Raw genomic sequence first — 25,297 nt, 5'->3', positions numbered from 1 at the left:
TCAAGGTGATGGTTTGCGTTCCCGGTCCGGCGGCGGATGCGCCGGTCCGGGGGAGTGGGGGCGGGGCCGGGCCCGCATCGGCGGTCGGGTCGGGCCCCGCCCCACTCAGCGTTCGACGGGACGGACCGCCACCGAGGTGGACGAGAGGGATGCCTCGACCCAGATCTCGGCGCCGCGGGCCACTGGAGCGGCACTCCGGGCCGCCAGCTTCACGGGATGCCCGGCGAGGCGCAGCAGCACCTCGCCGTAGCCGTCGGCGGGGATCGCGGTCACCACCGACCCGGCGGTACCCACCAGGTCTTCCCGGCGTGGTGCGGAGCCGGTCCGGTCGCGCATCAGTGCCTGGCTGAACTTCCAGGTGGCGCCCCCGGCCGCGGCCCCCGCCGCCAGCCCGACGCCGATGGCCGGCCAGGCGCCGAGCCCGGTGCTGCCCCACACGATCGCGCCGGCGAACCCGAACATCGACAGGAAGCCGGCGATGACCGGCAGGGACAGCAGCCCGTCGAGCCCGTCCAGCACGACGCCGAACAGTCCTTCCAGCACCCCGTCGAAGATCAGCGACAGTGCGAGCACGACGATCCCACCGATGCCGAGACCAAGAAACCAGGCCATGCGCAGCCCTCCCGCACTCACTCATTCCGCTCGAACGGGGATGATCGTCACACGCGGTGAGGGCTTCGCACATTGCCGTATCCCGGCAATCTTTACGCGCTCTTGATGTGCAGCACTACGCGCCGAGCGAGAGCGAGCGGCCCCGACGGGTTTTTCCGCCCGCTCCCGGCGTACCTCTTGACTCTGGACAAAACGGGAGGAAACTGGTGTTTATCCAGACAACCGGAGAGCCGCACCGTTGACAAAGACGTTTGTTGACAGGAGACCCTTGACGTGGCTCTGGTCAGGCCCCCGGAAGCCCCGCGAACCGGAGCCTCAGCGACGACTGAGGTAGATGGTGGCGATGCGGACTCCCGGGGACTGTGTTGTCCGGGGTGGTGCAGGGGGTGCGCGGCTACTTCGCCGCCCGTGACGTACTGATCGCCGAATTGATCACTGCCCTGAGGGCCGCCCTGATCCGCGACCTCGGTACCTCGCCCGCCGTTGACCCGGGGGTCGCGCGGCGCGCCGTCCCCGCCACTGAACCGGACCGCCGCCTGCTGGCATCGGGCCTGACCGTGCGCACCTGGGCACCTCCGTACCTGCGCACCTGCGCGCCTACGCACCTGGGCGCCCCGCGGGGTTCCGGCTCGTCTGCGGGGATCCGGTCCACGGATACGCGACCCGCCGCGGATCACCCGCTCCGGGAGTCGGCCTCCGGGGTGCACCGGTCGACGCACCACTCCCAGGCTGCACGCGGTGCCCACTGACCCCGTGCCCCCCCGTGAGGCCGAACTCCACGACACCGTCAGGTCGTTGGCCAAGTCACCCGCGGCCCCGGTCGAGCTCCAGGTGGCCGCCGGTGATCCGCAGCGCCGCGTCCGCGTCCCGCTCGCGGGCCGTACGCCCCGGGGCCTCCAGGGCGTACGGCTTCATCGGGTGCCCGGCGGCCCGGCGGAGTCCCAACGCCCGTGCGGTGCGCGGGTGATGCGTCTTGGTCGGGGTGTCCGGCGCCGCCGCGTCGGGTTACCGTCCGGCGTCGCAGGACTCGCGGGCCTTGACCACGGTGAGGGTGATCGGCCGGTGCGAGAACGGGGTGCCGGCCTTGGGGTACTGGTTGCAGACCTTCCAACTGCCGGGCCACAGGACGTGGCGGCCGGCGCCCCGACCGTCCTTGAGGTGGACGGTGTTGTCGTAGTTGAGGGCCTGGTAGGCGGCGACGAGTCCCTTGCCGCTGACGTCGGGCATGGTGCCGCCGTCGGCGCGTGCCGGACCGGCCACGGCGAGGGCGGTCAGGGTGACGGCTGCGGCGACGAAGGGTGTGACGGATGCCAGGGGCCCACGGAGAGGGGGGCCGGGGTGTCGAGCGGCGCCGGCTCGTCTGTGCGCATCGCGCGTATCGCCCGTTGTGTTCGTGCTGCGAACCATGTCTGTGATGTCCGCTGGGATCGCAATATCCCCTCTATCTGTGATGCGCGCTGTGTTCGTGATGTGCGTGTTGTTCATGTCTGGAGAACGCGCGGCGAGGGCGGCGGTCACGACGGATCGTCAGGTGGCCGGGCGGGGTGAGGCGGGGGGTGTCGGTGGGGCCGGGTGGGGCCTGAGCTAGGGTCGTTACCCGTCCGTGACTATGTGACTACAGCGATGTAGACATCTTCAGACCGTCTGACTAAGGTATGCCTTCGCTAACTGAGGTAAGGCATACCGGTGCGGTTGTGCGGGCCGGAGAGGACAACTATGTGGGACGACGCGTTTCCGAGCTTCTTGATCGGATTGAGGGAAGGTCTAGAAGCCGGACTCATCGTTTCGATCCTCGTGGCCACACTCGTCCGGGCCGGGGCCAAGTCCCGTCTCCCGCAGGTGTGGACCGGTGTACTGGCCGCGATCGCGCTCTCCTTGAGCTTCGGCGCGGTGCTCACGTTCACCGCCGCTTCGCTCTCGGCCACCGCGCAGGAAGCTTTCGGCGGGACCCTGAGCGTCATCGCGGTCGCGTTCGTCACCGCGATGGTGTTCTGGATGCGCCGTTCCGCGCGCAACCTCTCCGGTGAGATCAAGGAGAAGGTCACCGGGGCGCTCGCGATGGGTGCGGGCATGCTGATCGTCACCTCCTTCCTGGCCGTGGGCCGCGAGGGGTTGGAGACCGCGCTGTTCCTGTGGACCACGGCGCGGGCGGCGGGCGAATCCGCCGGGCCGATGATCGGCGCCGGGATCGGCCTGGTCATCGCGGCGGGGCTCTGTTGGGGCCTGTACCGCCGGGTGCTCAAGATCAACCTCACCAAGTTCTTCACCGCGACCGGCGCCGTGCTCATCGTCATCGCCGCCGGCGTCCTGGGGTACGGCCTGCGGGACCTCCAGGAGGGCGGGGTCCTGCCCGGCAAGGCCGCGTTCGCGTTCGACCTCAGCCAGAGCATCGACCCGAGCGCCTGGTACACCACCCTGGTGCAGGGCGTCTTCAACCTGATGCCGGCCATGACATGGCTGCAGATCGTCGCGTACGTGGCGTACCTCGCCATCGTGATGACGCTGTTCGTCCGCGGGGTGCGGTCCGCCGCGAAGCCGGCCCCGGCGCCGCGGCCGGCCGCGGAGAAGCCGACGGCGGAGGAGAAGCCCGTCGAGGAGAAGCCGGCGGACAAGCCGGTCGACGAGAAGGCCGTCGCCGAGCAGGGCGGTACCGCGGAGGTCGGTTCGGAGAAGGTCGGTTCGGCGGGCGACGGCGCCCCCGAGTCGGAGTCCGAGGCGGAGCCGGCGGCCCAGCCGGAGCCGGCGGAGGCGCCGGCCGGTGCGGGGCGGAAGCGGCCCGCCTGGCTGCTGCCGGTCGCCGTGGTGGCCGTGCCCGCCGTCGTCGCGGGCGGGATCGTCGCCTTCGGCAAGTCCAAGCCGGCCGGGGCACCGACCATTGCGGTGTCCGAGAAGGAGTGCGGCAAGGGCTTCACCGCGCCCAAGCCGGGGCGGCAGACCTTCCAGATGCAGAACACCGGCGACAGGACCTCCGAGGTCTACCTCGTCGACCCCTCGACCAACGCGGTCTACGGCGAGATCGAGGGCCTGGCCCCCGGCACCACCCGCGACCTGGTCGCCACCATCGCCGGCGGTTCGTACGCCTGGCGCTGTGTGCCCACCGGCGGCAAGGCGGTCACCTCGGCCGCCGTGCGGGTCAGCGGTGGAGGCGGCGCCAAGGCCGTCGTGCCGGTCGCGGAGGAGGACCTCGCCGGGCCGCTGCGCGCCTATCAGCAGTACGTCGACCAGGGCCTGGCCACGCTGACCGACCAGACCCAGAAACTCAGCGACGACCTCGCCGGCGGCGACCTGGACGGCGCGCGGACGGACTGGCTCACCGCGCACCGCACGTACTCCTCGCTCGGCGCCGCCTACGGCACGTTCCAGGACTTCGACAAGAAGATCAACGGGCGGGCCGACGGACTCCCGGGCGGTGTGCACGACAAGGACTTCAGCGGCTTCCACCGGATCGAGTACGGGCTCTGGCACGGCGCGTCCGCGGAGGAGCTGACCGGCCCGGCGCAACAGCTGCACGGCGACGTGATGGGACTGCGGAAGGCGTTCCCCACCCAGGACTTCGACCCCGGTGACCTGCCGCTGCGGACCCACGAGATCCTGGAGAACACCCTCCAGTTCGAGCTGACCGGCGACACCGACCAGGGCAGCGGCACCAACCTCGCCACCGCCGACGCCAACCTCGCCGGCACCCAGGAACTCCTCAACGTGCTGCGCCCGCTGATCGCCAAGCGCGAGCCGCAGCTGCTGGCGTCCATCGAGAGCGACATCGCCCGGATGCAGAAGCTCCTCGACGACGCGCACCACGACGGAACGTGGACGCCGGTCGAGAAGCTCGACGCCACCGCCCGGCAGCGGCTGAACGGGATCACCGGGCAGCTGCTGGAGCACCTGGCGCCGGTACCGGACCTCCTGGAGATCCGGAAGTCCGCCTGACCCGCCCGAGGACCGGGACGCCCGGACGTCCGCGCACACCGCCGGACACACCGGGCGCCCCGCCCGATGGCCCCCGCACCATCCGCCCCACCCACAGACACACCGCACCACCCCATGCACGCTCCGAAGGGAACCACGAGATGTCCGCCGAAACGCCCGGCCCCCAGGGTCGCTGTCCCGCCGACCGGCGCTCGTTCGTGAAGACCGCGCTGGGCGCCGGCGCGGCCGGTGCGGTGCTGGCCGGCGGCGGCTTCGCGCTGAGCCAGAGCAACGCCGGTACGGCGCAGGCCGCCGACACCGCCGACGCCGGGAAGGTGTCGTTCCACGGCACCCATCAGGCGGGCATCCTCACCCCGCAGCCGGCCGCCGCCGCGTTCGTCTCGCTCAACGTCATCGCGGACAACCGCAAGGAACTCACCGACCTGCTGCGGACGATCACCGAACGCGCCCGCTTCCTGACCGCCGGCGGCGCCCCGCAGGACCTCGGCGTCGGGGCCCCGCCGTCCGACAACGGGATCCTCGGGCCGATGGTCCCGGCCGACGCGCTGACCGTCACGGTCGGCGTGGGCGCCTCGCTCTTCGACGACCGGTACGGCCTGGCCAAGGCCAAGCCGCGCAAGCTCGTCCCGATGCGGACCTTCCCCAACGACAACCTCCAGGCCGCCGAGTGCCACGGCGACCTCTCGTTGCAGATCTGCGCGGAGCGCCAGGACACCGTGCTGCACGCGCTGCGCGACATCGCCCGGCACACCCGCGGCGGGATGCAGATCAAGTGGCGCATCGACGGTTTCCAGAACGCGCCGCGGCCCAGCGGCACCCAGCGCAACCTGCTCGGCTTCAAGGACGGGATAGCCAACCCCGACGTGAAGTCCGGGCGCGAGATGGAGCGCCTGGTGTGGGTCGGTGACGGCCACGGCGAGCCTGCCTGGACCACCGACGGCAGCTACCAGGTCATCCGGATCATCCGGATGCTGGTGGAGTTCTGGGACCGGGTCTCGCTGGCCGAGCAGGAGAAGATGTTCGGCCGCCGCAAGGACACCGGTGCCCCGCTGGACGGCGCCGGCGAGTTCGACGTGCCCGCGTACCACAAGGACCCGCACGGCACCGCGATCCCGCTCGACTCGCACATCCGGCTCGCCAACCCGCGGACCGCGAAGACCGACGACTCCCGCATCCTGCGCCGCGGCTACAACTACGACCGGGGCATCGACAACGTCGGCAACCTGGACATGGGACTGGCCTTCTGCTGCTACCAGCAGGACGTCCGCCGCCAGTTCGAGGCCACCCAGGAGCGGCTGATCGACGAGCCGCTGGTGGACTACATCTCGCCGACCGGCGGCGGCTACTTCTTCGCACTGCCGGGCGTGCGGGACGCCTCGGACTGGCTCGGCCGGAGCATGCTGGCCGCCGTCTGAGAACCCCACCGCCCGACATCCGCCGCCGACCCTCAGATCCGCAGGGTCAGCGGCGGATGCGTGCCGTTGAGGTAGTGGTCGCCGATGGCCCGGAGGCTGTGCGCGGGCGAGCGCTGGGCGGTCAGGACGCGGGCGTTCCGCCAGAACCGGTCGAACCCCGGATCGCCGGCGGTGGCGTCCGCGGTGGCCGTCAGCTCCAGGATGCGGGTGGTGATCTGTAGGGCGGACTGGCCGGTGACCGCCTCGGCCGCGGCGACCAGCACCGCGATGTCGGCGCGCTCGTTGACGCCCAGATCCTGACCCATCAACAGGCCCCTGGCCAACGCCTCGGTGGCCGGCTCCACGACGGCGGCGGCGGTGTGCGCGGCGGCGACCAGTTCGCCGTAGGCCAGCAGCAGGTAGGGGTCGCCGCCCGGCTGCTCCGCGTACGGGGCCGGGAGGGCGTCCGCGGCCTGCCAGGTGCGCGGGGCGGCGCGGCTGAGGTCGCGGGCCTCGGCGAGCGCCCCTTCGGCGATGCCCAGCGCGACGTGGACGAGAGCCAGCCGCAGGGCCAGCGGCGCCAGGGTGGCGTACGGGGTGATGTGTTGCTCGTCGTGGGAGGTGGTGCCGAGGATCTGCTCGGCCGGCACCGGCACGGCGTCGAAGGTGATGCTGCCGGCGTCGGTGAGGCGCTGGCCCAGGCGGTCGTGGGCCGGGTCGGTGGTGATGCCGGGGTGGGCCGGGTCGACCAGCACGAGCAGCCAGTCGCCGGTCTCGGCACAGGCGGCGCTGAGGACCAGGCGGTCGGCCACGGTGACGCCGGCGGCGAACGACCGGCGGCCGTGCAGGAGGTAGCCGGACCCGTGCGGGGTGAGGATGAGGTCGGGGGTGGTGTCCTGGGTGGGCGGATCGGCTTCGGCCGCCGGGTTGCCGGCGTCGCCGGCCAGCAGCCACTGCTCGTCCGTCACCCGGCCTTCGAGCGCGTCGGCCTGGTGTGAGGTGCCGAAGAACCGGGCGCTCCAGGTGAGGGCGTAGTGGCGGGCGAGGAGTTCGCCGATGGAGCTGTCGGCGGCGGCGATCTCGCGGATGACCGCACAGGCGGTGCGCCAGTCGCTGCCGCCGCGGAGCGGGCCGGGTGGGGTGAGCAGGGCCGTCAGGCCGGCCTCGCGCAGCCGTGACAGCTCGTCGAAGGGCGGCTTCCCGGCCCGGTCGCGGATCAGCGCGTCGACGGCGAGGTCGTCGGCGAGTTCCCGGGTGACGCGCGGCCAGATCTCTTCCTCCGCCGGGGGGATGGCCTGCGGGGCGGCGGGGTGTGTTGCGGACCTCTTCGGCATGACGCCGTTCACCGTCCTCGTCGGCTGGAACCGGGTGGCGGTGACCGCCCCCGGCCGGGCTTACCCGGGCTTCACTTTCCTAGTTTTCCCACTGGATTGGTAGGGAATACAGTATGATGCTGTCGAACTTTCGCTCCGGGCAAGGGGTGTTCAAGGGGTGGACGGATCGGGGTCGTATTTCGGACGCGCGGACGCCCAGACGCCCGGACGGTCCGCTGTGGGCCGTCCGGGCGTCCAGGCGTCCAGGAGTTCAGCCGGCGCCGGGGTGCGCCGCCGGGTGCGAGCGGCTCACGGCAGCCACTGGATGCCGTTGCGTCCGTTGTCCTTGAGGGTCTGCGGGATGTAGTTCGCCGGGTAGGTCGGGTGCAGGGTGAAGTAGCCGCCGATCGACTCCAGTGACGTCGCGTCGCATACGCCGTCGGTGTGGATGCAGAAGCGCCGGACCGGGATGCCGCCGAAGTTGTCGGGCCCGGCGCCGGGGGAGGTGAACCCCAGTGCGCCCAGGCCCTTGGGGATCCGGGCGGCGAATCCCGTGCCCGGCTGCATCGGGTCGGCGTAGAGCATGCCGTTCACCTGCGAGTTGGGGATGTCGGGGCGGTTCACGAGCGTCTGGAGCACCTGGTCGGCGATCTGGGCGCCCTGCGAGTAGCCGGTGATGGTCAGGCGGGCGTCCGGGTGGTCGTGGTGGACCTCGTTCACCTTGTCCATCGCCCGCTGGTAGCCCTCGTTGACGCTGGCGTCGTAGTTCGGTGCCGTGAGGCCGCCGATGAACGGGCCCGCGGTGGCCGGATAGCACACCGGCACCGGCACGCCGTCGAGCTGTGCGTTGTTCGCGGCCTGGTAGTCCTTGGTGCAGCCCTGTTCCGCGGGCAGCGCGTTACCGGTACCGCCGATCTCGATGTAGTAGTGCTCCGGAGCGGCCGCGTGCGCGGCGGGCGCCATGACGGTGCCGAGTGCCATGGCCGCCGCCGACGCGCAGACGGCCGCGGCGCGGCTGACGATCCTCTTCGGCTTCCCCATCTCTCAATCCCCCTTCAGTCGAGGACGGGTCGGTGCGACCGGCCGCCTGCCGCCGATGCTCGCCGGACCTGCATCGCGCGCCCAACTCGCCCTAGACGCAAGGGAGTTGGGTGCGCGAAGAGAATGCGCCGATCGCTCCGTCAGTATGGCGTCCCGGCAGTCGTCGCAGGGTCCCTTCCGAAAGAAAGCCGCACTTGTGGTCGCGCCCCGGGTGTGTTACGGGTTCGTCCAGGAAGCCGGGTCGCGGGTCAGCGCCGACACGCGGCTGGGGAGGTCGGCCGACGCCACATCGGCCAGCGAGACGCCGTCGAGGATCTGGCGGACGTTGGCCCGCAGTGCGACCCACAGCGGGAGCAGCGACTCGGCGGGACCGGTGTACGACAACTCCGGCGGCCGCACGCCCCGTACGGACACCAGCGGCCCGTCCACGACGCGGATCACATCGGCGATGCTGATGTCCTTCGGGGCCTTGGCGAGGCGGTAACCGCCGTTGCCGCCGCGCTGGCTGAGGACCAGACCGCCGCGCCGCATGTCGTTCAGGATGCCTTCGAGGAACTTGTGCGGGATGTCCTGGGCGTCGGCGATGGCCTCCGCCTTGAGCGGGCCCCCGTCCCGGGCGTGCGCGAGTTGCAGTGCGGCGCGCACCGCGTAGTCCGCTCTGGCTGAAATCCGCATGCCGGCATTATCCCCGAGTGGGTCGGGGTGACCGTACGGGGCACGCGCCGAGCGCCGCACCACCGGAATCACACCGGCGCACCACCCTTGACGCAGCCCGGTGCCGCCTCGACACTCAAGGGCGGGAACCCTAGTGAACAGGTGGGAAACCATGGGGCGCACAGAGCGGGACGGCGACCGCGCGGGACGCGCGGACCGGCCGCTTCCCCTCCTCACCTCCCGCCGTCACATCGATCTGCTGCGCGTCTGCAGCTCGGCGTAGTCCCCCACGAGGCGCCGGCGGGCCGGTTCCCCTGACGCCGCGCCACCCTCCCGGGCCCCGGCCCCTGCCCGGCGCCAGCGTGCGGACGCCCGCCCGCGAACGCCGCCAGGTGCCCGCCCGTACGTCCACGCACCGGACCTCGCACCCAGGGACTCGTATGACCACCACCTCCGCCGCGCCGGCCTTCCGGGGCCGCATCGGCTCCGACGTCCGCAGCGGTCACTACCCCGTTCCGCACCGCTACCGCCTCTACCTCTCCCCGTCGTGTCCGCACTGTCTGGGCATCGCCATCACCCACAGTCTGCTCGACCTCGGCGACACCCTTCCGGTGACACTGCTCCCCGCCGTCCCCGACACCCCGGACTGCGGTTACGCCGCGCTGCGCCCGCTGTACGAGGCCAGCGCGCACCAGTACCGCGGGCCGGCCACGGTCCCGGTGCTCAGCGACGACTGGACCGGACGGATCGTCAGCACCCACGCCCCCGACATCCTCCGCGACCTGGCCGAGCGGTTCGGTACCGGCGGTCCCGCCCTGTACCCGGCCCCCACCCGGGACGCCATCGACGCGCTCGCGCACCGCTGCGAGCAGGACATCAACCAGGCCGCCCAGCACGCCGGCAGCCTCGGCAGCGACCACCCCGACTACGAGACCGCCCTGGGCACCCTGCTCGGCACGCTCGCCTCACTGGAGCGGCGACTGGCCGACCGCCCCTACCTGCTGGGTGCCGAACTCACCGCCGCCGACGTGCAGTTGTGGGTGACGCTGGTCCAACTCGACACCGTTCACCGCTGGCACCTCGACGCCGCGGCCGTGCAGCGCATCGCCGGCCACCGTGGCCTGTGGTCCTACGCCCGCCGACTGGCCGCCCTGCCGGCCTTCGGCCGTCACCTCGACCTGGACGCCATCGCCCGTCGCCACCACGCCCGCTGCCGCGGCCAGGAGGCAGCCGGGGCGGCCGTACAGATCGTGGACTGGACGACGGCACACAGCCCCGGCCGGCACGTCACCCCGGCCCCGCGCTGACCGCCCGTCTCACGTCGCCACCCGCAAGGGCAGCGACTTCAGTCCGTTGATGAAGTTCGACACCAGCCGCTGTGGCGGTCCGGCGACCGCCACAGCGGGGAGCACCGCGCAGGTCTCCTCGTAGAGCACCCGCAGTTGCAACCGCGCCAGGTGCGCACCCAGGCAGACGTGCGGACCGTCCCCGAAGGAGACGTGCGGATTCGGGGTGCGGGCGAGGTCCAGCCGGCCGGGCTCGGTGAAGACCCGCTCGTCGTGGTTGGCCGAGCCGTGGAAGACCACGACCTTGTCACCGGCGCGGATCCGGCGGCCGGCCAGCTCCGTGTCCGCCGCCGCGGTCCGGCGGAAGCTGAGCACCGGCGGATGCCAACGCAGCAGTTCCTCCACGGCCGTGCCTGCCGGCACCGCGCCGGTGCGCAGCGCGGCGTAGGCGTCCGGGTGCCGGGCGAGCGCCAGCAGTCCGCCGGGCGCTGCGCTGCGCACGGTGTCGTTGCCCGCGATGGTCAGCAGGAAGAAGAACATCTCCAGCTCGGGCACGGTCAGTTCGTGGTCCGCGGCGAGCACCGTCAGCACGTCGTCGCCCGGGTGCCGCCGCTTGTGCGCGGCCAGCTCGCGGGCGAACGCGAACATGTCCTGGAGCATCGCCGGGGAACGGGGGTCGGCGGGCCGGCCGTCCGCCCCGGTCACCGCCGGGCCGGCTTCGTCCGGGTCCTGGTAGCCGATGACCCGCCGGGTCCAGTCGAGCATCAGGCCGCGTTCGCCGGGCGGCACGCCCAGCAGGTCGGCGAGGTTGAGCAGCGCGTAGTCGTCGGTGACGGCGCCGACGAGGTCACACACCCCGTCGGCGGTCCGCGCGGCGCCCACCGCCGCGGCCAGCAGGGCGCGTGCCCGGTCCCGGACGGCGGTCTCGAAGCGGTCCACCCGGCGCGGGGTGAAGGCCCGGCTGACCAGGCGCCGCAGCCGGCCGTGGTCCGGGGGGTCCTGATTGAGCATCATCCGGCGGATGAACGGCAGGTCGGCGGGGTCGGGGTCGCGGATCTGGGTGGCGCCCAGGTGGGAGGAGAAGGTCCGCGCGTCCTTCAACACCCGTAGGACGTCCCGGTGCCGGGTCACCGCCCAGAAGCCGGGGCCGGCCGGCCACCCGAGCACCTCGGGCTCGTCCTGCCAGGCCACCGGATGGTGGTCGCGCAGCAGCCGGTAGGCGTCGTGCGGCAGTCCCTCGGCGTAGCGGCGCGGGTCGAAGACGTCGGGGACGTCGGGGACGTCGGGGACGTCCGGCGCGCGGACCGCCTCCGGACCGCGCCGCAGCTCCGCGGTCCCGGCGGTACGGTCGGCGCTGCCGGCGCTGCCCCTGCGGTCGGTGCTGCCGGTCACCCGGCCGCCGATCCGTCGCCGGCGGAGTCGGCACCGCCGGCGGCCGTCCCGCCGTGCGGGGAATCACCGGTCGCCGCACCGTCCGTGTCCGCGCGCAGGAAGTCCTCCACCGCCCGGATCAGCTCCAGCGGCGTCTCGTCCATGGCGTAGTGCCCGGCCGACGCCAGCTCCACCAGCTCGCTCGTGGCGTACCAGCGCAGCCAGGTCTGCCGGGCCAGTTCGGCGGAGAGTGCGGGATCCAGCGCCCCGGTCACCGCCAGCGCCGGCACCGCCGACCCCTCGACCTCCTCGGCGAACCCCTCCCCGGCCCAGGAGTCCAACCAGGCCCGGAACGCCGTGGCATCGCTGCACGCCAGCGACCGCGCGACCATCCGGTCCAGCCACGCGGCGGGGCGCCGCCCACCGGAGGTGAGGTCGATGATGGCCCGCCGGTTCCCCGGGATGTGCGCCGCGGCGGAGAACAGCTCCCACTGCGGCGGCGGCAACGGCAGCCCGGAGGCGGGGACCGGGGAGATTCCGACCAGCCTGCGGAGCCGGTGCGGCGCGGCGGCGAGCACCCGCTGGGCGACGCTCCCGCCCATCGAATGACCGATCATCGAGAACTGCTCCCAGCCCAGCCGGTCGGCCAGCGCCAGCACGTCGGCCGCCCCTTCGGCCGTGGTGTACGCCCCCGGCTCGTCCTTCGCCGCGCCGTAGCCGCGGAGGTCGACCAGGGCGTACTGGAACGTCTCCCGGTCGAGGTCCGGCACGACCGGGTCGAAGGCCGAACGATCGGCGAACCACCCGTGCACCGCGATGACCTTGTGCGGACCCCCACCGTGCAGGGTGTGCGGGAGGATGAAGGAAGCCACGCGCTCTCCACCTGTGTTCCGGGCCGGACACCGCCGGCCTGCGGACGGACGACTCCGACCACCCTGGCCGCCACCACACCGCCCCGCAAGGGTGCCGCGCCCGACGTCGCCCGGGTGCGGCCGGCCTGATGCGCCGTCACCCGGACCGCGCCGGGGCGAAACCCGATCGTGGTGGTCCGGGGCGGCGATTAGGCTGTGCGCCCATGGAACGTGCAGGTGAGGGGCGCGCCGCGTTCGACTGGCAGACCGTGGTGCAGCGGGACTTCGACGTCGATCTGGACGAGCCGGGCAGCCGGAGCGGTGCGGCTCTCGACGCCCTGCTGGACGACCTGGGGGTGCCCGAGGGCGAGGGCTGGGCGTTCGTCGGCGAGTGGGCGGAGCGGCTGTCCCGGGCGCTGGCGGCCGGGGTGCCGGCGCTGCTCCGGAGGCTGTCCCACCCGGACGCCGCGGTGCGACGGATGGTGCCGGTGGTGCTCGCCTACGCGGACGTTCCCACCGACGAGATCGTCCCCGGGATCCGCGAGCACAGCAGGCACGCCCCCGATCCCGCGGTCCGGCTCGGGCTGCTGGTGGTGCTCGCCCGGTACGCGGATCAGCCCGCCGTGCGCGCGCATCTGCACCGGTGCCTGCGGGGCGAACCGGCCGATGCGCTGGGCGCCGCGCTCGGCCTGCTGCTGCGCCCGGTGACGCGAGCCGGGGGCGGGACGGCGGGCGCCGGGGCCGGCGCAGCGTCCGCAGGGGACGGGGGTGGGGCCGTCGGGGACGAGGTCGTCGAGGCGCTGGCACTCAGCGGTGGCGAAGCCGGGGCGGTGCTGGGGGAGTTGGCCTGGTGCGATCCGGAGTGGGCCGGCTCGGTGCCGTACGGCCCGGTGGACACCGTCGACTCCTGGCTCGTCCCGGCGCCCGCGGTGCGCTCGCGTTGGCTGACCCTGATGCTGGCGGCCCTGCGGGACGGCCGGCTGGACGCCACCGCGGCGCGCGTCCTGGTCGCGGCCGCGGACCGGCTGTGCGCCGCGGACCCCGAGCGGTACGCGTGCCACGCGGCGGCCGTCGGCGCGCTGCTGGACCACCCCGACCCGACGGTACGGCGGGCTGCGGTGGCGACCAATTACCTGGCCGCGTGCGGCGGTTACCTGGACGCGCTGGCGGTGGCCGCGAGCGGTCCCGCGGCCGGGCGGGACCCCGCGGTGGCCGAGGCGGCGCTGGCCCGGCTCGCCCGGCGCGGCGACCCCAGGGGTGTGCCGGGGATCCGGGAGCGGGTGGCGGCGGGCACCGTACGGGCCGAACTGCTGCGTACGGCAGGGGAGTTGGCGGGGGAGCTGTGGCCGGCGGTCCGGGACCGGTTGGGGCAGGACCGACCGGCCGCGGAGGTCTGCGCGCTGCTGACCGGGACGGAGCAGTGGCGCGCGGGCGGCCCGGCGGTGCCGGAGGTCGTGGCCGTACTGGAGCGGCTGAGCCGTCGCCTCGACGCCATGGTCTCCGGTGGGTCCGACCCAGGCCCCGTGGACGAGGGGCGGCCCGGGTTCGTCGAACTGGAGGCAGCGGCGGCGGCCTGCGGGTTCCTGCGCCGGTGGGGGCTGGGTGACGCACGGGCGCTGGCGGCGCTGCGGCGGGTGGCCGTGGGCGCCGACCTGGAGACCGGACTCGCCGCCATCCGCGCCCTGATGGGACGGGACACCTCGACGGACGGGACGGCGCCCGACATGGTGTCCGAAGTCGTCCCGTTGCTGCTGAACGTGTTGGCCCGCCGGCACCGGCCCGGCCGCGTCGCCGGCCGGCGCGGCTGGCGGTTCGACGACAACGCCTGTGGGTGGCTCGGCGAGTTGGGCCCGCGGGCCGGGGCCGCGGCGCCCGCGCTGCGCGGGATGCGCGACGACCGGACGGAGCCGGGCGCACTGCGGGTGGCCGCCGCGTACGCGCTGTGGCGGATCACCGGGGACGCGGCCGGCGCGCTGCCCGTACTCCGGCACTACGCGGCCCCGGCCCCCGCCCCGGATGCCGAACGGGCCACGGCGGACGGCGACGGTGGCGCGCACGGTGAAGACGACACGCTGCTGGCGAACGCCCAGGATGCGCTGCGGCGCATCGAGTGTGAGGTGTCGGCAGCCCGGCCGGACGGCGGCGCCGGGCCGGGGGAGTGAGCGGTGGGTGCGCCCGGGGGGCCTGGCGCTCGCCGGCGGCGGTCACGGACGGCCGTCCCCGCCGGCATCGCGGGGCGCGTCCGGGCCGGACCGGAGGAGGCCCGCCTCATGGGCCAGGAGTGCGGCCTGCACGCGGTTGTCGAGGCCGAGCCGGGTCAGGATGCGGTTGAGCCGACTCTTCACGGTGGCCTGGGACAGCCCCAGGTCCTCGCCGATCTGGAGGTTGGACCGGCCCCGGGCGACCAGGACGAGCACCTCCAGTTCCCGGGCGGTGAGGGTGTCGACGAGCCGGTCGGCGCCGTCGCGCGCTGGCGGTGCGCCCGGCAGCAGCCCGGCGGGCAACGTCGTGAAGGCGTTGATCAGCCGGTGGGTGACGCTCGGGGCGAGCATCGCCTCCCCTTCGGCCACCGCCCGGATGGCGTGGGCGAGTTGGTCCGGCGGGCTGTTCTTGAGCAGGAACCCGCCGGCCCCGGCGCGCAGCGCCGCGTGGACGTACTCGTCCAGGTCGAAGGTGGTCAGGACCAGGACGCGGGGCGGCGGGCCGGGGTGCGGCCAGTCGGCGTGCAGTCGGCGGGTGGCCTCGACGCCGTTCGTGCCGGGCATCCGGACGTCCATCACCACCACGTCCGGGCGCAGTTCGGCGGCGAGCGCGACCGCCTCCGCGCCGTCGGCGGCGGTACCGACGACCTCGAAGTCCGGGCGGCGGCCGATCACCGCGCACAGCGCGTCCCGGACCATCTCCTGATCGTCGGCGAGCAGCACCCGGATCGTCATACCGGGGCCTCCAGGGGAAGGGTGGCGGACAGGTGCCAGCCGCCGTGCGGGTGCGGCCCGGTGCGTACCGCGCCGCCGAACGCGGCGACGCGTTCGCGGACCCCGAGCAGCCCCCGACCGGATCCGGGCGGCGGGCGGTGTCCGGCGCTGGGCGGCCCGTTCTCGACGGCGACGGTCAGCGTCGGCCCGTCGAGGCGCAGCGCGACCCGAACGTCCGTGGGGCCGGCGTGCTTGAGGACGTTGGTGAGCGCTTCCTGGACGATGCGGTAGGCCGAGACCTGGTGCGCGGGCGGCAGGTCGCCGAGGGTCTCGTCGAGCGCCGCGGTGATCCGGCAGCCGGCCGCCCCGGCTGCCGCGAAGAGCCGGTCGAGGTGGCGGAGGGACGGCTCCGGCGGCAGGCCGCTGCCGCCGTCCCGTTCCGCACCGGCCGCCAGCAGGCCGAGGATGCGACGCATCTCGATGAGTGCGGTGTCGGCGGTCTCCGCGATCCGCACCACGCCCCGCCGCCCGTCCGGCGGGGCGTCCGGGAGCACCTCCTCGGTGGCGCGCGCCTGGACGGCGATCGCGCTCACGTGGTGGGCGACCACGTCGTGGAGGTCGCGGGCGATCCGGGCCCGTTCGGCGACGACCGCCTGGCGGGCGTTGATCTCCTGCTCGGCGCGCAGCCGTTCGTTGGCGTCCCGCAGCCGGGCATTGGCGTCCTGCAACTGCCCGTTGGCGTCCGCGAGCCGGAGATTGAGGTCGCGGAGCCGGTCCGCCTGGCGCACGATCCGTCGCCGCCCGTACCCCACGAGCCAGGCGGCGCCGTAGAAGACGACGAAGGTGGTGGCGGTGGTCGGCTCCACCGAACCGGGCTGCGGCGGCCCGGTCCGTCCGGTGAGCAGATCCGTCGTCACCGCCGTGAGCAGCGACAGCACCGTCCAGGGCAGACCGGCCCGCACCGGCGTGTGCCGGGCCACCGCGTACACCGCGAAGACCAGCAGATACGGTCCCGGGATCTTGCCCGGCACCGGATCGACCACCTCGAAGGCGACGAACGCCGCGGTCATCGCGCACAGTACGGCCCGCGGCCAGCGGCGGCGCCAGACCAGCGGCACCGTCTGGAGCCCCCACAGCAGCACGCCGACCGGTCCCGGCGCCGGCTCCCGCGACAGCAGCGTCAGCACGTCGAACGCGGTCAGGCCGCCGCCGAGCGCGAGATCGGTCAGCCAGGGCCGCCGGTCGACGAGCCGGCGCCGGGCCCCGCACAGGGCGGCCGTGGGATGTGTGTCCATAACTGACCGCAAGGCTAACCAGCCGCACCGGCCGCGGCGATCGTGCCCAAGGAGGGAACGGGCCCGCCGCCGACGCAACCACGGTTGCGCGGGGCCGCCGTGGATCGGCACCCAGGACGATGCCGCGGCCGCCCCCGCCTTTCTAGCGTCGAGACCTGACCGGAGCGCACCACTCGCGCCACCTCGAAGGGACCGACGAACCACGTGAACACGACGAGTACCGCCGGGCGGACGGACCGCACCGGCCCCCGCCCACCGGCGGCCCGCGCCCGCTGGGCACTGCTGGCACTGGGCACCGCGGCCCACCTCCTCGCCGACGGCGGCCGCTGGGACATCGCCGCCGCGGCCTGGATCTTCCCCGTCCTCCTGCTGCGCTTCGCCCGCACCGGCCGGGCGTGGTCCGGCGCCCTGTGGCTGTGGGCGGCCAACCTCGCGGCGGCGGCCTTCTGGCTCGCCGAGTCGGCGCTCGGCTTCACCCCGGTCACCCTGGCGGGGGCGGCCGCGCTCGCCGCCCTGCTGACCCTGCCGTACCTCCTGGACCGGCTGCTCGTCGGCCGGCTGCGCCCCTGGGCGGCGCTGCTCGTGTTCCCTGCGGCGGTGGCCGGGGCGGAGTTCCTGATCACCCTGCTCTCCCCGTTCGGCACCGCCTACGGCTCGCAGGCGACCACCCAGTTCGGCGCCCTGCCGCTGCTGCAACTCGTCTCGGTCACCGGCTCCTACGGGATCGGCTTCCTCCTCGCCTGGTGCGCCACGGTCGTCAACCTCCTCTGGGAGACCGCCTCGTGGCGCGCGGCCCGGCGCGCCGTGGCCACCTGCGCGGCGGTGCTGTTGGCCGTCGTCCTCGCCGGCGGGGCGCGGCTCGCCTTCTTCCCGCCGGACGGGCCGACGGTGCGGGTGGCCGCGGTCACCGCGGACGCGGCCCTGATCCGCGCCCAGAAGGCGACGTACGCCCGGGCCACCGGCGGACGCGCGGACCTCGTCGCCCACCCTCCTCCGGGCCTCCGGACGGCCCAGCGCGCCGTCCGGGACAGCCTGTTGGCCGCCACCCGGCGGGAGGCCGCGGCCGGTGCGAAGATCGTGGTCTGGCCCGAGCAGGGGGTGCGGGTGCTGGCCGCCGACGAGCCCGCGACCCTCGCGGCGGCCCAGCAGGAGGCCCGCCGCTCCCGGATCTACCTGGAGATCGGAATCGGCGTCCACACCGCCGACGCACCGGCCTACGGCCGCAACGAGGCGCTGCTCATCGACCCCCGCGGCACCGTGCACTGGACCTACCAGAAGGCCCACCCCATCCCCGGCTCGGAGACCTTCACCCCCGGCGACGGCCGGGTCCCGGTCGCCGCCACCCCGTACGGCCGGCTGGCCAACGTCATCTGCTACGACGCCGACTTCCCCGGCATGATGCGGGTCCCGGCCGACATCATGCTGGTCCCCTCCCACGACTGGCGGGAGTACGGGCGCACGCACACCCGCAAGGCCGCCCTCCGGGCCATCGAGGCCGGCTACGCGCTGGTCCGCCCGGACGGCGAGGGCGTCACGGCCGCCTTCGACAACCAGGGGCACGTCCTGGCCACCACGGACTACTTCACCACCGACCGGCAGGCCACCGTCGCGTACGTGCCGGTGCGCGGCACCACCACGGTCTACGACCGGATCGGCGACACCTTCGCCTGGCTGTGCCTGGCGACCGTCGGGGCGCTGCTCGTGGCCGGCGCGGCAGCCGGGCGCCGACCGCCCGCCGCGCCGATCGAGCCGTGACAACTGGCCATACTACTAAGGGAGTTGGATGTTGTGCGGGTCCGGTGGAGCACCGGCCACGGCCACCTGGGCGGGGCGCAGCAGCCGGTCGCCCACCCGGAAGCCCTGGCGGACGACCTCGGTGCAGACCGCGCATTCGCCCGGTGCGCTCCGGGCGGTCGGCCCGGTCGGCCCGGTCGGGGTGTAGGCCACCGCCTCGTGGACGGTCGGGTCGAACGGCTCGCCCGCCGTGCCGAAGGACGTCAGGCCCAGGGACGCCAACTCCGTCTCCAGGAGGTCGGCGACGCGCCGGAAGCCGTCGGTCACCTCGCCCTGCCCGGCGGCCTCGGCGATCGCGTCGAGCACCGGCAGCAGCCGTGCCAGCACGTTGGCCACGGCGATCTGACCGACCGCCAGCCGGTCGCGGTGCACCCGGCGCCGGTAGTTGTCGAACTCGGCCTTGAGCCGTTGCAGATCGGCCGTGCGCTCCCGCAGCACGGCCGCCAGCCGTTCGCTGTCGGGCGCCCCGGTGCCCCGCTGGGCGGAGCCGGGTGGTGCGGTGCCGCGCCGGGCGGGGTGCGTCGCCGTACGGGTGGCGTGGCGGTCCGGCCGCACCGGGTCGGGCTCCGCCCGGGGCGGCGGGGCCGGGCCCCGCTCCGGCCCGGTGCGCCCGACGAGTGCGAGCGGCGGGCGGGGGAGGCGACCGACGTCGGTGGGACGGTTCATCGTCCGCCTCCTTCCCGCTTGTCGTCGTCCACGATCTCCGCGTCGACCACGTCGTCCTCGGCCGGAGCCTGCCGCCCGTGTGCACCGGCGCCGTCCTGACCGGCCGCGGACTGGGCGGCCTGGGCGTCGGCGTACATGGCCTGGCCCAGCTTCTGGGAGACGGCCGCGGCGCGTTCCATGGCGGTCCGGATCTCGGCTGTGTTGTCGCCCCCGGCGGACTCGCCCTTGAGCTTTTCCTTCAGCTCACCGACGGCGGACTCGACTTCGGTCCTGACGTCCGCGGGCACCTTGTCCTCGTTGTCCTTGAGGAACTTCTCGGTCTGGTAGACCAGCTGTTCGCCCTGGTTGCGGGTCTCGGCGGCCTCCCGCTTGCGGCGGTCGTCCTCGGCGTACTGTTCGGCGTCGCGGACCATCTGGTCGATGTCGTCCTTCGGCAGCGAGGAGCCGCCGGTGACGGTCATCTTCTGTTCCTTGCCCGTGCCCAGGTCCTTGGCGGTGACGTGCATGATGCCGTTGGCGTCGATGTCGAAGGAGACCTCGATCTGCGGGACGCCGCGCGGGGCCGGCGGCAGACCGGTCAGTTGGAACATCCCGAGCTTCTTGTTGTAGGCCGCGATCTCCCGTTCGCCTTGGAAGACCTGGATCTGCACGGACGGCTGGTTGTCCTCGGCCGTGGTGAAGATCTCCGAGCGCTTGGTCGGGATGGTGGTGTTGCGCTCGATCAGCTTGGTCATGATGCCGCCCTTGGTCTCGATGCCGAGGGACAGCGGGGTGACGTCCAGCAGGAGGACGTCCTTGACCTCGCCCTTGAGGACACCGGCCTGGAGGCTGGCCCCGATGGCGACGACCTCGTCCGGGTTGACGCCCTTGTGCGGGTCCTTGCCGGTCAGCTCCTTTACCAGTTCGGTCACGGCGGGCATCCGGGTCGAGCCGCCGACCAGGATCACATGGTCGATGTCGGCGACCTTGATCCCCGCGTCGTTGATCGCGTTGTGGAACGGTGCCTTGCAGCGCTCCAGCAGGTCCGCGGTCAGCTGCTCGAACTGGGCGCGGTTGAGCTTCTCGTCCAGGTGCAGTGGCCCCTCGGGCGAGGCGCTCAGGTACGGCAGGTTGATCGTGGTCTCGGTGGCCGCCGACAGTTCGATCTTGGCCTTCTCCGCGGCTTCGCGCAGCCGCTGGGTGGCCATCTTGTCCTGCGACAGGTCGATCCCGTACGCGTTCTTGAACTGCTTGGTCAGGTGGTCGACGATCCGCTGGTCCCAGTCGTCGCCGCCCAGGTGCGTATCGCCGTTGGTGGCCTTCACCTCGACGACGCCGTCGCCGATCTCCAGCAGCGACACGTCGAAGGTGCCGCCGCCGAGGTCGAAGACCAGGATGGTCTGGTCGTTCTCCTTGTCCAGGCCGTAGGCCAGGGCGGCGGCGGTCGGCTCGTTGACGATCCGCAGGACCTTCAGCCCGGCGATCTCCCCGGCCTCCTTGGTCGCGGTGCGCTGTGCGTCGTTGAAGTACGCCGGGACGGTGACGACCGCGTCGGTGACCTCCTCGCCCAGGTAGTTCTCGGTGTCCCGTTTGAGCTTTTGCAGCACCCGCGCGGAGATCTCCTGCGCGGTGTAGCGCTTGCCGTCGATGTCACCGCTCTCCGGGAAGCGCCACTGCGCGTCCCCCATGTGGCGCTTGACCGAGCGACACGTGCGCTCGATGTTGGTCACGGCCTGGCGCTTGGCGATCTCGCCGACCAGGACGTCCCCGCCCTTGCCGAAGGCGACCACCGAGGGAGTGGTCCGGGCGCCCTCGGCATTGGCGATGACCGTCGGCTCACCGCCCTCCAGCACGCTGACCACCGAATTCGTCGTCCCGAGGTCGATACCGACTGCTCGTGCCATGGTCTTCTCCTCGTCTTGCGGCCCGATCCGGGGCGACGACGTGGTCGAGGGCCGGTGCGGGTCGGGGCAACGCCCGACCGCAGCCCTCGCAACGCCTCTCACCTGCTGATACGGCGACCAAGCCGGCTACATCATCTGCATAGAACGTGCCCCGACGCCTGTCAAGATGCACCTTTTATTGCGAATATTCCCCGTGGTGGGTGGGGCTGCGGTCGGGCCCGCGAAAATCCGCTGCGCGGCCGCGGCGGCCGGTGTTACGGTCCGCCGCATGGCAGTGCACAGCAACTTCCTCTGACGACGTCCTCCCACAGGCGCGGTGCACCGGCGGCCCAGCGGCCCGGTGCCGGTCGCGCCTACGCGTACGCGTCCCCGCGCCGAGCCGGCCCGCGGACGCTCAACCGTTCCGGACCTTCGTCAGAGAAGAGACTGCGATCCATGCCTGACCGGACCTCCTCCCACCACCCGCTCGCCGACTGGTTCCGCACGCACGCCGCCGAACTGACCACCCTCGACCCGCACGGGGACCTCGACGAGTTGGAGCCGCTGCGGGAGATCGCGGGCGACGCCCGGGTCGTCGCCATCGGCGAGGGTGCCCACTTCGTCACCGAGTTCTCACTCGCCCGCCAACGCGTCCTGCGCTTCCTCGCCGAGCGCTGCGGATTCACCGTCCTCGCCTTCGAATTCGGCTTCAGCGAAGGCTTCGCCCTCGACCGGTGGCTGCGCGGCGAGGGCGCCGACGACGGCCTGGCGGAGGCGAGCCGGGCCGCAGCCGAGTGGGGCGCCGCGGACTTCATGCGCTGGCTGCGCCACCACAACCGCACCAGCCGCCACCCGGTGCGCTTCGCCGGCCTCGACGTCCCCGAAGCCGGCGGGGCGCTGCGGCCCGCCCTGGACCCGGTGCGCGACTACCTGCACGAGGTCGGCCCCGACGCGCTGCCGCTGCTCGACACGGCACTGGAGATCAGTGACCGGTTCCTCGCAGGCGTCGGCTCCGGCGCCGCGGCCGCACCCGCCTGGGCCCGCCTCGAACCGGCCGCGCAGGACGCACTGACCGCCACCCTCGCCCGGCTCCTGCTCCGCCTGCGCGCCGAGGAAGTGCGGTACGCGGCCCGCGGCGGCCAGGAGCGCTACGACATCGCCGTACGCGCAGTGGAGGGCGCCTGCCACACCGACGCCATGTTCCGGGCGATGCACGCCCTCCAGACCGGGCAGGGCAGCAGCGCCGATCTCGCGATCCGCGAGATCTACCTGGCCGAGTCGGTGCGCTGGCACCTGGAGCGAAGCGCCCCGGGCACCCGCATCGTGCTCGCCGCGCACAACAACCACATCCAGAAGACGCCCATCGAGTTCGGCGGACCGCTCACCGCACTCCCCATGGGCTACCACCTGGCCAGGACACTCGGCACGGACTACCGCGCGGTGGCCGTCACCCACACCACGGACCACGTCCCCGAGATGGTGCTGGACGCGCGGAGCAGCGTCGGCTTCACGGTCGCGGACACCCCGCTCGCGGCCCCGGAGCCCGGCAGCGTCGAGGCCGCCCTCATCGACGCCGGACTCGGGGACCGGATCACCCTCACCGACCTCCGCCGGCCGCCGCGCGACGCCGACGGGACGCCGCTGCCCAACGGCATCCGGTCGCAGAGCGCCACCCTCCCCACCTCCGTTCCCACGGCGTTCGACGCCGTCCTCGCCGTCCCCACGGTGACCCGGGACGCCTCGGTGCGCTTCTGATCCCACCGGCCCCGGGGGCGGCGGCGGCCCGGCCCCGGGGCCTCGGCCCGCCCCCGCCCGGCCGCTGGTACGTGGCGCACCGGACCGGGGACGCATCCCGCATGACCCTCCACCTGGGAACCTCCGGCTGGCAGTACCGCGACTGGCGCGACGTCCTCTATCCACCCGACGTGCCGCAACGGCGCTGGCTGGAGGAGTACGCCCGGCACTTCGCCACCGTCGAGAGCAACGCCGCCTTCTACCGGTTGCCCGAGGCCGGGACCTTCGCCGACTGGCGGGACCGGACGCCGGCCGACTTCGTCATGGCCGTCAAGGCCAGCCGCTACCTCACCCACATCAAACGGCTCCACGACCCGCAGGAACCGGTCCGGCGGCTGATGTCCCGCGCCGCGCACCTGCGCCCCCGGCTCGGCCCCGTCCTGCTCCAGCTACCGCCCACCCTGCCCGCGGACGCCCCCCTCCTGGACACCTGCCTGGGCTGCTTCCCCGCCGGGACCCGGGTGGCCGTCGAACCCCGCCACGACTCGTGGTGGACCGACACGATCCGCACCGTACTGGAGCGCCACGGTGCCGCACTGTGCTGGGCGGACCGCGGATCCCGGCCCGTGACGCCCCTGTGGCGGACCGCCGACTGGGGCTACCTGCGCTTCCACGGAGGCGCCGCCGCACCCTGGCCGCGCTACGGACGGCAGGCACTGGATGCCTGGGTACGGCGGATCGCCGACGCCTGGCCCGACCGGGCCGACGTCTACGCGTACTTCAACAACGACCTGGGCGGGGCCGCCGTCCTCGACGCCACCCACTTCGCCCGTGCGACCACCGCCGCGGGCCGCACGGTGACCCGTACGCCGCCCGGGCAGTAGCCCGCCACCGAGCGGGCGGCCCCACCCGCCGCCCGCTGTTCCCCCCGGCCCCCGGACTGGCGGACCGGCTGGGACCTGGGTCGCGGCGACCGACGACGGCCGTGCCGCCAGCGTCACGATGTAGGCCCTGGCACCATCCGCCCGGTGCTGAGCGGGACGAGTCCGCTTGCCCGATACACGGGGCGGGTGTCTGTGGGCTCCGGCAGCGTGCTGGCCAGCGCGACACACGGTGGAGTCCACGCTCACCAACGACCAGTCGATACGCCCCTCCGCATCGGCGTCCGCCTGGACCGCGCGCAGGATCTGCTCCCACGTGCCATTTGCCGACCATCGGCGGTGGCGATCGAACACGGTCTGCCACTTCCCGAACCGTGAGGGTAGATCGCGCCACGGGATGCCGGTCCGCAGCCGGAAGAGAATCCCATCGATCACCGTCCGGTGGCACTTCCAACGGCCGCCTCGGCCAACGTTCCTTGGCAAAGGTGGCTCCAGCCGAGACCACTCTGCATCGCTCAGGCCACCCCGCCCCACATGTCCGTGAACGATCCGTCAACCAGCGCGTCACCGACCCATCAGACAAGCCCTAATTCACCCAGGTGATGAGGGTTTTGCCCAGTGCCCCTCGGTCGAAGACGCGCCAGGCATCGGCGGCGTCGTCGAGCGAGTACCTGCCGGTGATCAGAGACTCGATGCTGATGTTGCGCCTGCTGACGTCGTCGAGCATGTCTTGCAGTTGGGTGATCGGGAACATCCATGCGCCCCGGACGTCCATCTGCTTCTGGATGATCAGCTGTTGCACGTCGATGGTCGTTTCCGGGTCAGCGAAACCGACGAGCACCATGCGGGCTCCGATGCCCGCGGCTTCCAGTCCTGCCAGCCGGCCGGCCGAAGCTCCCGAGGACTCGATGACGATACTGGCGCCCGCGCCGGCGGTCAGATCGGCCACCGCGGCAGCGGCATCGAGTCCGGCGGGATCGAAGGTGTACTGAATGCCGAGATCTGCGGCGAACTTTCGTCGTTGCGCGATCGGGTCGAACCCGATGACCAGCGCACCCGAGAGGGCGGCGAAGTAGGCCGCAGCTAGGCCGACAGGTCCTAGGCCGACGACGGTGACCACATCTTGTGGGGCGAAGCCGGCGCGGGTGAGTGCAAGGTAGCCGGTGCCTGCTCCGCAGGTGTAGTAGGACGCCTCGGCCATGGTGACGTTGTCGGGGACGCGGACACAGTCGCGGGCACGAACGATCATCGCGTCCTGCATGGCACCCGGTCGGTCGAGACCGTATGTTCCCCATTTCTGGCGGCAGTTGATGTCCCATCCGCGTCGGCACCAGACACAGTGGCCGCATCCGGCCATGTGGTGGACGGCAACCCGGTCTCCGACACGCAGGTGGTCCACTCCGGTGCCGACCGATTCGACTACTCCTGCGGGCTCGTGTCCGGGGACGATGTCGGGGTCGGTACGGAGGCCGAACACAGGGCCGTGACGCAACTCCGGCGCGGGCCGGTAGTGCATGTGCAGATCGCTTCCGCACAGTCCGGCAGCCCGCATCGAGAGCCGGACCTCTCCGTATCCCGGTTCACCAACGTGCCTGTCGCGGATTTCGACCCGGCGGCCTCCGGGCAGGAAGATGCCTCTCATCGTGTGCCTTTCGTTGTTGCGGTTCAGCTTTTGACTGCGCCGATCGTGAGACCCGACAC

Annotated in this window: 21 protein-coding genes and 1 pseudogene; 8 read left to right on the top strand and 14 right to left on the bottom strand. The window is 72.9% G+C overall.

Features of this window, described 5'->3' with window-relative positions; translation table 11 throughout:
- Window positions 1-105: 105 nt before the first annotated feature.
- The 3 genes from ACFVT2_RS18390 to ACFVT2_RS18380 form a co-directional block, all read right to left on the bottom strand.
- Window positions 106-612 carry a hypothetical protein gene (locus ACFVT2_RS18390; protein ID WP_390018741.1) on the bottom strand — a complete coding sequence of 169 codons (507 nt, stop codon included), beginning with the start codon at window positions 610-612 and terminating at the stop codon, window positions 106-108.
- Between the two features lie 804 nt (window positions 613-1,416).
- Entirely contained in the window at window positions 1,417-1,557 is a 141-nt protein-coding gene (locus tag ACFVT2_RS18385) for a hypothetical protein (protein WP_390018739.1), read from the bottom strand.
- 60 nt (window positions 1,558-1,617) lie between these two features.
- Window positions 1,618-1,872 carry a PASTA domain-containing protein gene (locus ACFVT2_RS18380; RefSeq protein WP_390018736.1) on the bottom strand — a complete coding sequence of 85 codons (255 nt, stop codon included), beginning with the start codon at window positions 1,870-1,872 and terminating at the stop codon, window positions 1,618-1,620.
- 456 nt (window positions 1,873-2,328) lie between these two features.
- Between ACFVT2_RS18380 and efeU the strand changes: the two genes are divergently transcribed.
- On the top strand, window positions 2,329-4,539 hold the full coding sequence (gene efeU / locus ACFVT2_RS18375) for an iron uptake transporter permease EfeU (RefSeq protein ID WP_390018733.1): 2,211 nt from the start codon (window positions 2,329-2,331) through the stop codon (window positions 4,537-4,539).
- Window positions 4,540-4,679: 140 nt separating this feature from the next.
- Complete coding sequence (gene efeB, locus ACFVT2_RS18370) at window positions 4,680-5,954, top strand: iron uptake transporter deferrochelatase/peroxidase subunit (RefSeq protein WP_390018730.1); 1,275 nt, start codon at window positions 4,680-4,682, stop codon at window positions 5,952-5,954.
- A gap of 32 nt (window positions 5,955-5,986) precedes the next feature.
- Here efeB and ACFVT2_RS18365 read toward each other — a convergent pair whose 3' ends face one another.
- From ACFVT2_RS18365 to ACFVT2_RS18355, 3 genes are all read right to left on the bottom strand, one after another.
- Window positions 5,987-7,267: an acyl-CoA dehydrogenase gene (locus tag ACFVT2_RS18365; RefSeq protein WP_390018728.1), complete on the bottom strand. Its 1,281-nt coding sequence runs from the start codon at window positions 7,265-7,267 to the stop codon at window positions 5,987-5,989.
- 288 nt (window positions 7,268-7,555) lie between these two features.
- Window positions 7,556-8,287 (bottom strand): PE-PPE domain-containing protein, encoded by a 732-nt coding sequence (locus tag ACFVT2_RS18360; protein WP_390018726.1) that lies wholly within the window; start codon window positions 8,285-8,287, stop codon window positions 7,556-7,558.
- Window positions 8,288-8,503: 216 nt separating this feature from the next.
- Complete coding sequence (locus tag ACFVT2_RS18355) at window positions 8,504-8,962, bottom strand: RrF2 family transcriptional regulator (RefSeq protein WP_390018724.1); 459 nt, start codon at window positions 8,960-8,962, stop codon at window positions 8,504-8,506.
- 151 nt (window positions 8,963-9,113) lie between these two features.
- Between ACFVT2_RS18355 and ACFVT2_RS18350 the strand changes: the two genes are divergently transcribed.
- Complete coding sequence (locus ACFVT2_RS18350) at window positions 9,114-9,224, top strand: putative leader peptide (protein ID WP_390018722.1); 111 nt, start codon at window positions 9,114-9,116, stop codon at window positions 9,222-9,224.
- A gap of 157 nt (window positions 9,225-9,381) precedes the next feature.
- Window positions 9,382-10,248: a glutathione S-transferase C-terminal domain-containing protein gene (locus tag ACFVT2_RS18345; RefSeq protein WP_390018720.1), complete on the top strand. Its 867-nt coding sequence runs from the start codon at window positions 9,382-9,384 to the stop codon at window positions 10,246-10,248.
- A 9-nt stretch (window positions 10,249-10,257) separates the two neighbouring features.
- Here the strand turns inward: ACFVT2_RS18345 and ACFVT2_RS18340 are convergent, their stop codons facing one another.
- Together ACFVT2_RS18340 and ACFVT2_RS18335 are read right to left on the bottom strand one after the other, a co-directional pair.
- Window positions 10,258-11,553, bottom strand: coding sequence for a cytochrome P450 (locus ACFVT2_RS18340; RefSeq protein WP_390018845.1), 1,296 nt, complete (start codon window positions 11,551-11,553; stop codon window positions 10,258-10,260).
- 62 nt (window positions 11,554-11,615) lie between these two features.
- Window positions 11,616-12,470, bottom strand: coding sequence for an alpha/beta fold hydrolase (locus ACFVT2_RS18335; protein ID WP_390018718.1), 855 nt, complete (start codon window positions 12,468-12,470; stop codon window positions 11,616-11,618).
- A 203-nt stretch (window positions 12,471-12,673) separates the two neighbouring features.
- Between ACFVT2_RS18335 and ACFVT2_RS18330 the strand changes: the two genes are divergently transcribed.
- Complete coding sequence (locus ACFVT2_RS18330; protein ID WP_390018715.1) at window positions 12,674-14,611, top strand: hypothetical protein; 1,938 nt, start codon at window positions 12,674-12,676, stop codon at window positions 14,609-14,611.
- A gap of 42 nt (window positions 14,612-14,653) precedes the next feature.
- Here ACFVT2_RS18330 and ACFVT2_RS18325 read toward each other — a convergent pair whose 3' ends face one another.
- Together ACFVT2_RS18325 and ACFVT2_RS18320 are read right to left on the bottom strand one after the other, a co-directional pair.
- A complete protein-coding gene (locus ACFVT2_RS18325) occupies window positions 14,654-15,385 on the bottom strand; it encodes a response regulator (protein ID WP_390018713.1) in 732 nt (243 codons plus the stop codon).
- Complete coding sequence (locus ACFVT2_RS18320; RefSeq protein ID WP_390018711.1) at window positions 15,382-16,659, bottom strand: histidine kinase; 1,278 nt, start codon at window positions 16,657-16,659, stop codon at window positions 15,382-15,384. Before ACFVT2_RS18320 ends, ACFVT2_RS18325 begins: the two co-directional genes overlap by 4 nt.
- A 204-nt stretch (window positions 16,660-16,863) precedes the next feature.
- Here ACFVT2_RS18320 and ACFVT2_RS18315 point away from each other — a divergent pair, with 204 nt between their 5' ends.
- Window positions 16,864-18,414 carry a nitrilase-related carbon-nitrogen hydrolase gene (locus ACFVT2_RS18315; RefSeq protein WP_390018709.1) on the top strand — a complete coding sequence of 517 codons (1,551 nt, stop codon included), beginning with the start codon at window positions 16,864-16,866 and terminating at the stop codon, window positions 18,412-18,414.
- 15 nt (window positions 18,415-18,429) lie between these two features.
- Here the strand turns inward: ACFVT2_RS18315 and grpE are convergent, their stop codons facing one another.
- Window positions 18,430-19,119 carry a nucleotide exchange factor GrpE gene (gene grpE / locus ACFVT2_RS18310; RefSeq protein WP_390018707.1) on the bottom strand — a complete coding sequence of 230 codons (690 nt, stop codon included), beginning with the start codon at window positions 19,117-19,119 and terminating at the stop codon, window positions 18,430-18,432.
- On the bottom strand, window positions 19,116-21,002 hold the full coding sequence (gene dnaK / locus ACFVT2_RS18305) for a molecular chaperone DnaK (protein ID WP_390018705.1): 1,887 nt from the start codon (window positions 21,000-21,002) through the stop codon (window positions 19,116-19,118). The genes grpE and dnaK overlap by 4 nt, the downstream gene beginning before the upstream one ends.
- A 435-nt stretch (window positions 21,003-21,437) precedes the next feature.
- On the opposite strand from dnaK, the gene ACFVT2_RS18300 reads away from it, so the two are divergent.
- The gene (locus tag ACFVT2_RS18300) at window positions 21,438-22,736 is read left to right on the top strand and encodes an erythromycin esterase family protein (protein WP_390018702.1); all 1,299 of its coding nucleotides are present in this window, start codon (window positions 21,438-21,440) and stop codon (window positions 22,734-22,736) included.
- Window positions 22,737-22,837: 101 nt separating this feature from the next.
- The gene (locus ACFVT2_RS18295; protein WP_390018699.1) at window positions 22,838-23,599 is read left to right on the top strand and encodes a DUF72 domain-containing protein; all 762 of its coding nucleotides are present in this window, start codon (window positions 22,838-22,840) and stop codon (window positions 23,597-23,599) included.
- A gap of 129 nt (window positions 23,600-23,728) precedes the next feature.
- Here ACFVT2_RS18295 and ACFVT2_RS18290 read toward each other — a convergent pair.
- Both ACFVT2_RS18290 and ACFVT2_RS18285 read right to left on the bottom strand, forming a co-directional pair.
- Window positions 23,729-24,130 (bottom strand): annotated as a pseudogene (locus tag ACFVT2_RS18290) (IS5 family transposase); the annotation flags it as partial.
- Window positions 24,131-24,182: 52 nt separating this feature from the next.
- The gene (locus ACFVT2_RS18285; RefSeq protein WP_390018697.1) at window positions 24,183-25,238 is read right to left on the bottom strand and encodes an alcohol dehydrogenase catalytic domain-containing protein; all 1,056 of its coding nucleotides are present in this window, start codon (window positions 25,236-25,238) and stop codon (window positions 24,183-24,185) included.
- Between the last annotated feature and the right edge of the window lie 59 nt (window positions 25,239-25,297).

It is taken from the genome of Streptomyces sp. NPDC058000 (assembly GCF_042886435.1).
Lineage (GTDB): Bacteria > Actinomycetota > Actinomycetes > Streptomycetales > Streptomycetaceae > Streptomyces.
The sequence above is the reverse complement of the archived record's forward strand: the minus strand, read 5'-3'. Positions and strand labels throughout refer to the sequence as shown.